The organism is uncultured Methanobrevibacter sp. (assembly GCF_900314615.1).
Classification (GTDB): Archaea; Methanobacteriota; Methanobacteria; order Methanobacteriales; family Methanobacteriaceae; genus Methanocatella.
Genome location: NZ_OMWA01000020.1, coordinates 44,111 through 57,511, shown reverse-complemented (window position 1 = coordinate 57,511; position 13,401 = coordinate 44,111). Strand labels below are relative to the sequence as shown.

General features: G+C 35.3%; 13 protein-coding genes and 1 tRNA gene. 5 read left to right on the top strand and 9 right to left on the bottom strand.

Features of this window, described 5'->3' with window-relative positions:
- Positions 1 to 118: 118 nt before the first annotated feature.
- From QZN33_RS07605 to QZN33_RS07575, 7 genes are all read right to left on the bottom strand, one after another.
- Entirely contained in the window at positions 119 to 1,306 is a 1,188-nt protein-coding gene (locus QZN33_RS07605) for an aconitase X catalytic domain-containing protein (RefSeq protein WP_296790607.1), read from the bottom strand.
- Position 1,307: 1 nt separating this feature from the next.
- Positions 1,308 to 2,642, bottom strand: coding sequence for a DHH family phosphoesterase (locus tag QZN33_RS07600; protein ID WP_296790605.1), 1,335 nt, complete (start codon positions 2,640 to 2,642; stop codon positions 1,308 to 1,310).
- Entirely contained in the window at positions 2,632 to 3,030 is a 399-nt protein-coding gene (locus QZN33_RS07595; RefSeq protein WP_296790603.1) for a 30S ribosomal protein S15, read from the bottom strand. Before QZN33_RS07595 ends, QZN33_RS07600 begins: the two co-directional genes overlap by 11 nt.
- Before the next feature lie 50 nt (positions 3,031 to 3,080).
- Positions 3,081 to 3,632 (bottom strand): XTP/dITP diphosphatase, encoded by a 552-nt coding sequence (locus tag QZN33_RS07590; protein WP_296790601.1) that lies wholly within the window; start codon positions 3,630 to 3,632, stop codon positions 3,081 to 3,083.
- Positions 3,633 to 3,746: 114 nt separating this feature from the next.
- Positions 3,747 to 5,345, bottom strand: coding sequence for a bifunctional N(6)-L-threonylcarbamoyladenine synthase/serine/threonine protein kinase (locus QZN33_RS07585; protein WP_296790599.1), 1,599 nt, complete (start codon positions 5,343 to 5,345; stop codon positions 3,747 to 3,749).
- Between the two features lie 336 nt (positions 5,346 to 5,681).
- Positions 5,682 to 5,927 (bottom strand): hypothetical protein, encoded by a 246-nt coding sequence (locus QZN33_RS07580; RefSeq protein ID WP_296790597.1) that lies wholly within the window; start codon positions 5,925 to 5,927, stop codon positions 5,682 to 5,684.
- 4 nt (positions 5,928 to 5,931) lie between these two features.
- Positions 5,932 to 6,381 carry a hypothetical protein gene (locus tag QZN33_RS07575; RefSeq protein WP_296790595.1) on the bottom strand — a complete coding sequence of 150 codons (450 nt, stop codon included), beginning with the start codon at positions 6,379 to 6,381 and terminating at the stop codon, positions 5,932 to 5,934.
- 117 nt (positions 6,382 to 6,498) lie between these two features.
- On the opposite strand from QZN33_RS07575, the gene QZN33_RS07570 reads away from it, so the two are divergent.
- The 3 genes from QZN33_RS07570 (at position 6,499) to QZN33_RS07560 (ending at position 10,241) form a co-directional block, all read left to right on the top strand.
- Positions 6,499 to 7,002: a hypothetical protein gene (locus QZN33_RS07570; RefSeq protein WP_296790593.1), complete on the top strand. Its 504-nt coding sequence runs from the start codon at positions 6,499 to 6,501 to the stop codon at positions 7,000 to 7,002.
- Positions 6,995 to 8,062 (top strand): nicotinate mononucleotide-dependent phosphoribosyltransferase CobT, encoded by a 1,068-nt coding sequence (gene cobT, locus QZN33_RS07565; protein ID WP_296790591.1) that lies wholly within the window; start codon positions 6,995 to 6,997, stop codon positions 8,060 to 8,062. The genes QZN33_RS07570 and cobT overlap by 8 nt, the downstream gene beginning before the upstream one ends.
- A gap of 151 nt (positions 8,063 to 8,213) precedes the next feature.
- Positions 8,214 to 10,241: a hypothetical protein gene (locus tag QZN33_RS07560; RefSeq protein ID WP_296790589.1), complete on the top strand. Its 2,028-nt coding sequence runs from the start codon at positions 8,214 to 8,216 to the stop codon at positions 10,239 to 10,241.
- Positions 10,242 to 10,274: 33 nt separating this feature from the next.
- On the opposite strand, the gene QZN33_RS07555 is transcribed toward QZN33_RS07560, so the two are convergent.
- Both QZN33_RS07555 and QZN33_RS07550 read right to left on the bottom strand, forming a co-directional pair.
- Positions 10,275 to 11,108: an undecaprenyl-diphosphate phosphatase gene (locus QZN33_RS07555; protein WP_296790587.1), complete on the bottom strand. Its 834-nt coding sequence runs from the start codon at positions 11,106 to 11,108 to the stop codon at positions 10,275 to 10,277.
- 12 nt (positions 11,109 to 11,120) lie between these two features.
- The gene (locus QZN33_RS07550) at positions 11,121 to 12,044 is read right to left on the bottom strand and encodes a branched-chain amino acid transaminase (RefSeq protein WP_296790586.1); all 924 of its coding nucleotides are present in this window, start codon (positions 12,042 to 12,044) and stop codon (positions 11,121 to 11,123) included.
- Between the two features lie 120 nt (positions 12,045 to 12,164).
- Between QZN33_RS07550 and QZN33_RS07545 the strand changes: the two genes are divergently transcribed.
- Together QZN33_RS07545 and QZN33_RS07540 are read left to right on the top strand one after the other, a co-directional pair.
- Positions 12,165 to 12,236 (top strand) — tRNA-Val (locus tag QZN33_RS07545).
- Positions 12,237 to 12,463: 227 nt separating this feature from the next.
- Positions 12,464 to 13,294 (top strand): F420-dependent methylenetetrahydromethanopterin dehydrogenase, encoded by an 831-nt coding sequence (locus tag QZN33_RS07540; protein ID WP_295600058.1) that lies wholly within the window; start codon positions 12,464 to 12,466, stop codon positions 13,292 to 13,294.
- The last annotated feature ends 107 nt before the right edge of the window (positions 13,295 to 13,401 follow it).

The window sequence follows — 13,401 nt, the reverse complement described above, 5'->3', positions numbered from 1 at the left end:
GTCTTCCTCACAATTTCTATTAGTTTAATTTATAGAGTTTATGTAATTTAAAGTTTTAACAAAAAATAAGCATATTAATTAAAATTAATTAAATTCGAAAAAAAAGAATTTAAAAATCTTATTCAAACCGAATAAGATTTTCTACATCATTATAAACAACATCAAGTCCGCACATTGATGGAACATAATTTGCTGCTTTTGCGGAATTTACACCGATTACTTCAAAGCCCATATCTTCGATAGGAGCAACAACCATACAGGTGTCGCATACTACGTTTCCGCCTGCTTTTTCAATGGTTTCAGTGTAGCCCATCCTGTCAGCAGTAGCTTTAACACTGACAGATGTACAAATCCACAGTTTATTTTTAATAGTTTTACCTTGTACTATTTCAGCCACTTGTTTAATTTCTTCAAGTGATGCATGAGGACATCCTAAACAAATCAAATCAGGGTCCCTGTCAGTAGTTGTTAATTTTTCACGGGTTTCATTAATTTCCTTATCGGAAATAAACATGATATCTTCAATTTCATCACTGTTTATCAAATCAGCTTCAGGAGTTACGTTTTCCACATGGTAAAGTGCAACTGAACCTGATGATGCCAGTGCCGCACCCAAGGTTTTCAAATCGTTGTTGTTAGGAGTGTTTTGAAGTTTGAAGTATGGAACTCCTCCACCAACAAATTTACCGATAATGTAACCTAATGCACCAAAATCAGCACCTTTCAATTCAGTGGAAACATTAACAACCAAATTTGCCTGTCTGTTTTCAGCCAAATGGAAACCGTATAAAGGAGTTTTACCGACAATTGCTGCTGCAAGAGCTGCAGGACCTCCTTCACGATTGGTTCTGGCCCCTATTACTGAGTTGACATATGCAACAGCAGATGATTCTGACCATGAAACATGATCTCTGAATCTTGGAACGTTACCAACCAAGTATGGTGTACAGGTACATGTTTTAGAAATTCCCAGATTTGCATATGCATCTACAATCTGATTTTGTTTGATTGCAAAATCCCTTGGAAAACCTAATTTTTCCCAATTGTCCAAATCAGTTCCCGGCGGATTGAGTGAAGCGTTTATAGTAGCTTTACCGGATCCGTCTAAAGCCAAATCTTCAAGATATTCTAAACCAGCATCCCCGATAGTTTTGTAAGAAACACCAGATACCTGTGCGGAAGTGATATCAACTAATTTAGAAGCACCATAGATATCCCCTAATGCAACAAGAATATCCATACTTTTTCTAATAGTTTCACCAAACTCTCCGTCACACATTTGTTGTTCTTCGTTTGTTAAAAACATATTATTCACCACTTAACTGATATTCAACCATTTCATCAAGTATGTGCAGGAAATTGTCTTTGCTTTCATAAGGTATCATAGCACCTGCTGCAATATCGTGGCCCCCGCCGGTTCCGCCGAAATTGTTTGAAGAGTCTTTTAAAGCTTTGCCTAAATTAACGCCTTTTTCAACCATGTCTCTTGTTGTTCTGCCTGAAATTTTAATGTCATTGTGCAGTCTTGACATTCCAATGACAGGTTTTGACTCATCAAGTATCTCAACGGACAATCCTATACTTGCAATAGTTCCCATTACAGATTTTAAAACTTTATCTTCACTATACAAATATTGTATAGAATTCAATTGCTGAGCTCCTTCTTTTTTAGCCCACTGAAGGCCTTTAACAATCTGGTCACGGTACTGGCGCTGAAATCTTAAGGCAGCATCCAAAGCCTGATCCTTTTCGCCCAAAGCAATGCTTAAACCTAAGCCCTGTTTTTTATTTTTGCCGCATGCATCAAGAATGTAGGAGAATTCTTCCAAATCCCTAAGCATAGGTACCTGTTTAGGTACAGTGTAACAGTCACCGAAAATATCAGGGTTTATGTTAATAAGTGCATCTTTAAGCAAATCTTTTTCTTCATCTTCCATATCTGTGAATTTGATACCGTAGGACAAATTCATCCTCTCTAAAAATTCACGGGCACCATCCAAATCACCGCTGATTCCAGGAAGAGGCGGTGAAAATGTATAAGCAAGGGATTTGAAAATCGGTTCGGTTGATTTTGAAACAATCTTTAAACCTTCATGAATTTCCAGATTTCCGCTTTCAAGTGCATCATCAAGGATTAATCTGTTAACACCTGTAAAGCCGCTTTGTCCCTGCATATCTCCAAATGCACCGACAAGTGCATAGTATGCCAAATGTTTTTTGTCCAAATCACGAATGGTCAAATAAGCAGAACCTGCACCACATAAATCCCTGCTTCCGTCAACACCGAAAAGGTGAGGATTGACGTGGACGACATTGCTTTCGCTTTCTGTGTCATCCACCTGGTGGTGGTCTGCTACAATAACATCATGCTTATAGGTGTTAAATTCCTTAATGAAAGGACTTCCCATGTCTGTGAAAATAAATAAATCATATTTTTCACTTCTGAGATGATTAACATCTTCTTCTTTTAGACGTGGGATGCTGGAAGTATGAAACTGTACATCTTCTTCAGCCAAAGCATTTGCTATAACAGCAGCTGCTGAAATTCCATCAGCATCGTTATGAGAAATTAATCTTATAACTGAATCATTTTCCATATGCTCTTTGAGCATACTTGTAGCTTCACTAGCTCTATTTAACAAGGAGTGCTGCTTCTCTTGGATTATATCTCCAACCTTCTGGTAATCTACCTTCACTTACGTAGTAGGAAGCTAATCTTCTGATTCTGGATTCAATGATAGTTAATCCTCTTTTTGAGTGTAAGTCTTTTGGGTTTTCTTCTAAGTGATCTCTGATGTTTACTGCTCTTCTGATTAAGTTCATTAAGTCTTCCGGATATTCTCCAGCCTGACCGTTTCTTCTTAAGATTTCAGTAATTCTTTCACCAGTTACATCTTTAACTGAAGGGATTCCGTATTGGTCTCTTAATACAATACCGATTTCGGAAGTACTTTTACCTTCTCTGTTAAATTTTAAAATCATTTCTTCAATTTCTTCATCACTGTAAGTTACCCATTCTGGTCTTGCCATAATATAAACCTCTTTAAATTTTTTAAATCTTAAATAAGCCCAATTATATACTATTCTCTAGAAGAATACCATTTAATGAATTGTTCTAAAGAATTTTTTCTATGTGAAAATTGGTTTTTTTCATCAGTTGTAAGTTCTCCAAAAGTCTTATCCAGACTAGGAACATAGAAAATCGGATCAAAAGCAAATCCTAAATCTCCTCTTTCTTCAACTGCGATTTCACCTGACACCTTGCCTAAAAAAGTCTTGGGCTCAGAATTGGGGGCACAGTACCCAATAACTGACCTGAATTCGGCATAACGGTCATTTGAATCTGCTAATAACTTTAAAATTCCCTGATTTCCTAAAGTATCCTGAACATAATGAGAATATGTTCCCGGAAATCCGTTTAAAGCTTTAATGAATAAACCAGCATCTTCAACAATCACAGGACAGTCAAGTTCATGACAAGCATATTTTGCGCCTGATATAGCCACTTCCTCAAGAGTTCCCTGAGGTTCTTCGTAACCTAAATCAATATGCTTCAAGTTTATGTCATAATCTTTGAAAATGTTCTCTGCTTCTTTAACTTTATGTTCGTTACCAGTTATAAATGTTATCATATTTTTAAATATGATGGTGATTTTTATTATATGTGATGGTTGAATATAATTTGGGTCGATATGAGTTATTTAATTTTAACAAAATTTGATTAACAGTTGACAATTATCACTCGATTAATGAGTGTATCTTCCACGGGATTCAATCTCTTCAATATGATTGGCCACTTTATCATTGCCGTATCCTTTCAAAACCAAATCAAAGTATTTAACCGCTAAATTATAATCTATACTTTGCAGTGATTTCTTTAACACAAGCAAATCAACAGCCTTATCCTCATCAAGAGGAGAATGTCTTCCTAGCCCGAAATCAATGAAAACCAGCTGGTCGCCCCTAAGCATTATATTTGAAGTGGTAATGTCCCCGTGAATAATGTCACCGCTGTGAAGCTTGGATATTTCCACACCGATTTTAAAGGCCAAGTCATCATCAATAATGTCTTTTACCATTACACCGTCAATTTCTTCCATCAGAATTGATTTGTCCTGAAGATTGACATCATATAATACAGGAGTGACTACTCCCACTCTTTTAGCATCAGATAGGAGTTTTGCTTCAAGCTTGCACCTTGATTTTCTGATCTTATTGTCAATTTCAGGAATCCTGTACTTTTTGGAGATTCTATCTTTCAGAACTGCTTTTTCACCAAGATAATCAGCTTTGACGATATTTGACTCGGCACCTTTTGCTATGAGTTCGTCAGGTAAAGTCAGATAACTTTTGGAATTGTCAATCCAAGGAATGTCAACTTCATCAGTTCTGAATTTCTGGATGATGCCAGTATCCTTCAAATCCATAGGTCCGAACTCATTACACATCAAAAGCCCAAGCCATGCAATCATAACTCCATTGTCACCGCACAGCTTCATCTCAGGCATGTAGAATTTGGCTCCATGCTCTTCAGACATTGTCTTGAGCATTTCCCTTAAACGTGAATTTGCAGAAACCCCTCCGCAAAGCATTACTTCATCCTTTTGAGTGTGGGAAAGTGCACGTTCGGTAACTTCTACAAGCATTGAAAATGCAGTTTCCTGCAGTGAAAAACAAATATCCTCCATCGGAGTTCCTTTTTTATGTTCACGCAATGCTGCAGAAAGCAGTCCTGAAAATGAAAAGTCCATACCCTTTACAACATAAGGCAAATCAATATATGATCCTTTTTTTGCAAGTTTTTCAATGACCGGTCCGCCGGGATGACCCAGACCGCTTTCACGACCGAAATGATCAAGGCAGTTACCGATTGCAATATCCAAGGTTTCACCGAATATCCGGTATCTTCCGCTTTCATAGGCAATGACCTGACTGTTACCGCCACTTACATAAAGTGATACAGGATTGACTGCACCGGTGTCCAGTTTTCCAACTTCAACATGACCTATACAGTGGTTAACGCCTATTATAGGTTTTTTTAAAGACAGCGCCAATGTTCTTGCTGATGTTGCAACTATCCTTAATGCAGGTCCCAAACCCGGACCCTGTGAAAAAGAAACTAAATCAATGTCATCATATGAAATACCTGCCTGGTCAACTGCTTCAGGTATCAGTTTAGGAATCCATTTTGCATGATGTTCTGCAGCTAATCTCGGATGAATTCCGCCTTCTTCTGGAAATAGCTGTTTTCCAGCCATAGCTAAAATATTTCCGTCACTATCTACAATTCCCACACCGGTTTTTTCTGCAGTTCCTTCAATTCCTAAACTTATCAAAATAATCACTTAAAATAACATTTTATATTTATTATATAATTTTTATCAATATAAACTTATAACGAATATAATGAATCAAGCTTTTTAGAAATTATCTCTTCAATTTCTTTTTTCTTACTAATATTTAAGAAAACATCATTACCATGCTTAGTTTTCTTAAAACTAATTAATTTAAGTTTATATAAGTTTTTTAATTCCTTTTGATGTATTTACAGGGAATTTGAGATAATTTGTTACAAATATTGACAATTGGAGTGTGGCGCTTGTTGAAATATTTGTCATGGTACAAAAAGAACAATATTTCCTCTTGAATAATGGTGTTGGTTTTCACAAAAACACCCCTTTTCAATCGATATATTCATCTAAAAGATTTTTTAAATCTTTAGCTGTTTTTTTACTAATTACCAATTGTAAATTTGATTCATTAATTATTTTAAATCCATTATCATTACATACTAATTTTTTATCGCAGACGATTATCCTAATTTCATCACTAGACCCGCCTAATCCAAAAGAAGATGCATGTACAACTTTAGAATTTTCATTTATTTTAACTTCTTCATCATATGGTATATCAGATATTTTTTTCATGATTTCACCCCAACAAGATTAAATCAAATGGTTTTTTTGCAGAATTATCCCCTGAAAATGTATAAAATTCTCTTGATTCGATTTCAAATTCCAATTTATCTAAATCAACTTCATCAGGAATGTCACTTAACATTTCATCTAATTCTTTATCAGAATATTCTAAAAATTTCTCTTCAGGAAGATTTGATTGTGTTTCGATCTCAATTTGCACAAGTTTCTTATTTATTTCATAAAACTCTTTTATAAATACAGATTTAGAATTAACAATATATTTTGATCCCTTTTTACACAATAGACCATATTCAAGAAAATCTTCAATGAACCTATCTAATGTGGACCTTGATATTTCAGAACCTACAGCCAACTGCTGTTTAGTCATTTCATGAAACGGACAGGATAACATATAGTCAATTACTTTAATTTGAGGATGTTTTCCCAAAATATCCACTAACATTATATCACCTATGTACAATAATTAGACATTTAATTTATAAATACTTTACTAATGTATCAAAATTAGACAAATTCATATATGAAAAATATTTTTAATTAGAGATACATAAGTAAAAACATGGGATTTTATAGTGCTAATACTCTTGAGCAGAAAAGAGTAAAACAATTAACTGGAGACATCAACATTCATGATATGTTCAAAAACGAATGTAATGCCAGAGGAATACCAATTTATAACGCATACAACATTCAGAAAAGATTAATTCATGAAGTAGAGCAGGAACAGCTTGTCGGCGTTGACAATGTGGATGAAAGACTGATGGAATTATTGGAAGAGCGAGGAAAGAACAAGGTTACACACAGATATGTGGATTTTATCTCTAGAGAAGACAGCGCATCTAGAGGAGTAATTCCAAAAATGCCGAAAGAAGAAAATAAGCTTCCTCCAAAAGAGCAGATTAGAATTCCGCCAAGAGCAAGAGACGGGAAGACATTTAAAACCGATGATGAACTTCCGGAAATGGAAATGTTAAAGAAAATTATGCTTCAAAATAAAAAGATTATTAATCAGAATAAAATCATTATTGATTTGTTGAAAAAACAAGGTGAAAAAGATGATTGATGGAATAAAAACCTACGGATCAGATGAATTAACCAGAAAATTACAGGAATGTGACGATCCGGTATTTTTACTTACAATTGGAACAACTGAAACATCATTGATTGATGGAATTTCAGGTGCAGGCCCTTCAGCTGATTTAACAGAATATACTCCCGCTTCAGATGTAGAATTTATGGTTTTGGGAGAAGTGAGATGCTGTGATGCTCCAGCTGAAACCGTAGTGGGAGATGAAGCTGCACCTACACCAGCAAGACTGACAAAAGCGGCACTTCAACTTTCAAACATCCCATTCGTTATTGTTGATGCAGGTTCCAAAATCAAACCCGATGTGGAATACGTAAACCTTGGAAAAGACTATGGAAGAGATATAAGAACCGGAAAAGGTGTTTTAAATCCACTGGAAATATTTGAAAATGCAAAGGATTTAGGTGCCGAATTATCAAGAAGACATGAAATGCTTTTGATTGGTGAAAGTATTGCTGCAGGAACTACAACCGCTTTGGGAGTCCTGAGGGCACTCGGATATGACGCAAATGAAAAAGTAAGCGGAAGCATGCCTCACAATCCTCATGACATGAAAAGCAAAGTCGTTGATGAGGGACTTAAAAATGCGGGACTTGACCCTAAAACTGATGATATTGATGCAATGCAGGCAATCGGTGCAGTAGGTGATCCTACACTGCCGGCAATAGCAGGAATTGTATTGGGTTCAGACATTCCAATTATTTTAGCGGGTGGAACTCAGATGGCCGCAGCATGCGCTATTATAAAATCCGTACAGCCTACATTTGATTTTTCAAGAATTAATCTTGCAACCACAGTTTATGTGGCAGGTGATGAAACCGCAGATTTATTCGGAATATTAAAACAGATTGACGGCAACATTACCGTTAACGTGGTTGATCCGAAATTTGAAGAATCCGAACATGGCGGACTTAAAAATTACCTCAAAGGATTTGTTAAAGAAGGTGCAGGCGCCGGTGGAGCAATGTACAGTGCACTTGCTTTAGGAAATTCCGTTGAAAAACTTAGAAAAAAAATAGAAAAAGTTTGCAGATAGAGATTTCATTCTCTAACACTTTTTTTATTAGAATCACACCAAATTTTAAATCACCCCTCCATTTCACATCATCGAAATTTTTTAGATATCTTTATTAATTTATTTTTATAAACTACTATCAATAAGAACGTTTTTACATATGGAGGAAAAAATGAATAAACGATGTAAACAAATTTCACTACTTTTAGTAATTTTGTCAATTATAACAACAATAAGTTGTGTCAGTGCTGTAGACGATTTTAACACTACAGTTACCAGTTCTGATACATTTGAAGTGCACATTTCACCTGAAGGTGATGATGATTCAGGAGACGGAAGTCAAAAAAATCCTTTTAAAAGCTTAAGATATGCTATAGATTATACATCGAATGATACTACAGTATACCTGAATGAAGGCAGATATGCAGGTGAAAACAACAGAAACCTCACAGTGGACAAGTCAGTAGAACTTATCGGCAAATCCAAAGAAAATACAGTAATAGACTGCGAATCTCTTGGAAGATTATTTACAATGAATTCAAACAGCAAATTAACTTTAATTAATCTTACTTTAACAAACGGGAATTTGGATGACAACGGAGGACTGATTCATAATGAAGGCGGAGAAATTATAATTAAAAATTGTATTTTAAGCAATTCCCGAGGATATAAAAACGGAGGAGCAATATACAATAACCTCGGAACTTTAAATATTGAAAATACTTGTTTTATAAACAACAGCGCTCACCAATATGGAGGCGTCCTTTACACATATGGAAAAACCAATATTAAAAATTCCAATTTTACCGGAAACTATCTGACTGCAAAGGAAAGTGTAGGAGGATGTATTGCAACAAATGGAATAATTAACCTGGACGGATGCATATTTTCAAAGAATTTTGCAGTATACTCAGCAGCAGCCATGTTAAACCTTGGAAATGCAACAATCAACAACTGCAGATTCGAATATCTGACTACAAACTACACCGCAGGAGGAATAAGCAACCATAATTATGCCCTCATTAACAACAGTTATTTCGGATACAATGATGTTCAATATTATGCGGCTGCAATTCTAGCACCTCCAAGCGGCCAGCATGTTATAACAAAAGTTTACAACACCATTTTTGAACAGAATCATGCAGGATACCACGGAGTAGTGACCAACAATTTCAAAGACACTGAGCTTATAATGGAGAACTGTGCAATTGTGGGAAACTATATGATAAAAGGAAGATCCTACGGAGACATTTCCTTAGATGACAATGCAACTGTACTTTACTGCTGGTGGGGGCAAAACAACATAAGCCCATATTATTACTCTCCACATGACGGAGACCACAGACCGGATAAGATAAATGCTTCCAGATGGCTGGTTATGACATTTTCGGCAAATGACGGCGTTGTTTATATGAATAAAAATAATGTCCTGACTGTAGATTTGAATTATTACTATGACAACGAAACAAAAGAAATCCGCAAATTAGACGGAAGCGTTAATCTACCGCTGGAAGTAACGGTATATACCACTTCAACAAGAATTACGAAAAAACTGGAAAACGGCGTTGCAACTTTCAATATTAAGCCTGAAAGTTATGATGAGTTAGTTTATGCAAAAATAGACAATCAGAAAATGGAATTGGCAGTTAATTCAAAATATTCCACATTGATTGTAAATGATTTTAACAAATATTACAAAAGCGGCAAAAAGCTGTCTGTTAAACTGGTGAACTGTTATAATAAGGCCATAAAGGGTCAAAAAGTTTCCATCAAAATGGCAGGAAAAACATATACCGCAACTACCAACAGCAACGGAATTGCCAGCTTTCAGATTAAGGACACTGTTAAAACTTTCAATGTTAAAGTTACCTACAAGGGAAACAAATATTATACCGGAAGTGAAAAAACCATTAAAGTTAAAGTAGTCAAACCTACTATAAAGGCTTCAAAAACAACAGTCCGTAAAAATAAACAGTTTGTTGTTACTTTTAAAGATGCGAATAAAAAAGCAATAAATAATGTTAAGGTTAAATTTAAAATTAACGGAAAAACAATTTACAAAACAACAAACAGCAAAGGACAGGCAAAACTTACTGTTAACTTAAAAGCAAACAAAAAATATACCGTTAAAGTAGGTTTCAAGTCAACTAAAACTTACGGAACCACCACTTTAACTAAAAAAATTAAAGTAATTAAATAATCAATTATCATATGATAATTGATTTATTTTTTTTTAGAATAAATGAGCGATTGAGCCCATAAATACGATTATACCAACTGCCCAGCAGTAGTATGAAAATATATCCAAACTCTTGTTTTGAATTAAATCCAACATCCATCTAATAGCCATATATCCGGCAATTATTGCTGCAATAAAACCAAGAATTACAGGTAAAAAGTTTACATCCAATGCAGAACCGATATCTTTAGCCTGTACAAGGAAAGCTCCTAATATTGCAGGAATTGCTAATATGAAACTGAATTTTGCAGCAAATTCCTTATCAAGACCTATTGAAAGACCTGCAGCAATTGTAGTACCTGAACGTGAAAGACCCGGCAATATTGCGCATGCCTGACCTAATCCCATCCAAAGCGCTTCTTTTTTAGAGAGGTTATTCATGTCAATGTGACCGCTGGCCATTCTTTGTGACAAGTACAGGATTGTACCGGTTACAAATAAAAAGAATGCCGGAACATACAATGCACCTGAGAATAATGAATCAATCGCATCTTCGAAAAATACTCCTACAATACCTACAGGAATTGTTGCCATTATCACATACCATGCCAGTCTCTTGTAAGGATCTGAATAAAATCCTTCCATGAATCTTCCCTGAATCAAATCCTGTATGCTTAAAATCCAGGACCTTATCATTTTTATGATATCCCATCTGAAATACCATACCACTGCTATTAAAGTTCCTAAATGAAGAAAAGTGTCGAAAGCAATATCTGCTTCAACACCTAAAAGATTCTGAACAAAAACCAAATGCGCTGAACTACTTACAGGCAAAAATTCAGTCAGTCCCTGAACGATACCAATAATAATTCCCTGAAATATATCCATATATTACACCGCTTAAATATAACTTAACCAGCCATATTTGTCTTCAACTTTAGCTTCAACAATGTCAAAGAAGGTTTTTTGTATTTTTTCAGCAATTGGTCCCCTTTTACCTATACCGATTTGTCTGTGGTCAATTGAACGTATTGGTGTTACTTCAGCTGCAGTTCCGGTAAAGAACACTTCATCTGCAGAGTATAATCTTTCTCTTGAAATAATTTCTTCAACAACTTCATATCCCAAATCACGAGCTACAGTCATGATTGAGTCTCTTGTAATACCTTTAAGGTTTGAAGATGACATTGCAGGAGTGAATAATTTTTCTCCTTCAACGAGGAATATGTTTTCTCCACTACCTTCAGAGACATGTCCCGCATAGTCAAGCATAATAGCTTCATCATAACCATGTTCAATAGCTTCGAGTTTAGCCAATTGGGAGTTCATATAGTTTGCACCACATTTAGCAAGAGCAGGGAAAGTGTCCGGTGCAGGTTTTCTCCAGGAGGATACACCTATGTCAACACCATTTGCCATACCTTCTTCTCCTAAATATGATCCCCATTCCCAAGCAGCAATAACTACATTAACAGGACAGTTTAAAGGATTTACACCTAATTCTCCATAACCTCTAAATACAATAGGACGTATGTAACAGCCATCAAGGTCATTTACACGAACTGTTTCTAAGATTGCTTCTTCAATTTCTTCTTGAGTAAAAGGAATATCGATTTTGTAGATTTTTGCTGAGTCGAACAGACGTTGTACATGTTCTTTTAAACGGAAAACTGCAACACCATTTTCATTTTTATATGCTCTGATACCTTCAAAAACGCTTGTACCATAGTGTACAACGTGAGAAAGCACATGAATGTTTGCATCTTTCCAGTCTACCATTTTTCCGTCTATCCATATTTTACTAGCTGTATCATCCCATGCCATTTTATCACTTCTATATTTTTTTATGATAATGATTATGTAGTTATTATTTAATATATTTTTTTAGTAGATGTTGAAAAAGCAAAAAATATATATAATAGAAAAATCATAATAATGTTTGTTGGTTCCGTGGTCTAGTGGTATGATACCTCCCTTACAAGGAGGGGATCACGAGTTCGAGTCTCGTCGGAACCACTGATTTTTCTATTTTTAAGGATTTTTTCAAAATGTTTCAATTTTAGGTTTCATTAATATTTATAATGATTTGTCATGGCTTTTTTTAAAAATTGTCTCTAACACGACCATTATTTAAAAGAAAAAAAAGTTTGCATGCTATAGAACAAAAAATTATTTTTATATAAAAATTTCAAATAATAAAATTTAAATAGTTTCTAAATTAAAGTTTTAATTACAAAAAAGGTATGGTAGTTAAAATTGCTATTATTAAAAGTGGTAATATTGGTACTTCACCAGTAATTGACCTATTGTTAGACGAAAGAGCAGACAGACCAAATATCGATGTAAGAACCTTTGGATCTGGAGCAAAAATGAACCCAGAACAAGTTGAAGACGTTGTTCCTAAAATAGACGCTTTCGAACCTGACTTCGCAATCTTCATTAGCCCAAACCCAGGAGCACCTGGACCAGCTAAAGCAAGAGAATTATTATCTGAAAAAGATGTTCCTGCTATTATCATTGGTGACGCACCTGGTAAAGGTAAAAAAGATGAAATGGACGAACAAGGCTTAGGTTACATCATTGTTATGTCTGACCCAATGATTGGTGCAAAAAGAGAATGGTTAGACCCAACTGAAATGGCTATTTTCAACGCAGACATCTTAAAAGTACTCGCAGAAACTGGTGCATTAAGATTAGTCCAAAAAACCATTGACGGTGTAATCGCTGCAGCAGACGCAGGTGAAGACATCGAATTACCAAAACTCATAATCACTGCAGAAAAAGCTGTAGAAGCAGCAGGATTTGCAAACCCATACGCAAAAGCAAAAGCTATTGCTGCATACGAAATGGCTGGAGCAGTCGCAAACTTAGACATGAAAGGTTGTTTCATGACCAAAGGTTTCGAAAACTTCATCCCATTAGTAGCTGCTGCACACGAAATGGCTGCATGTGCTGCTAAATTAGCACAAGAAGCAAGAGAAATCGAAAAATCCAACGATACAGTCTTAAGAACTCCTCACATGAAAGAAGGAAACCCAGGTTGTAAAGTTGATTTAATCTCTAAACCAGAATAAGTAGCATCCTTGCTACTTTTATTTTTTATTTTTTTAACCGACCATCAAAAAAAGACTATTTACCAAAAAAACTGATTTTATAAAAATTTAAAAAAAAAGAATAGCTA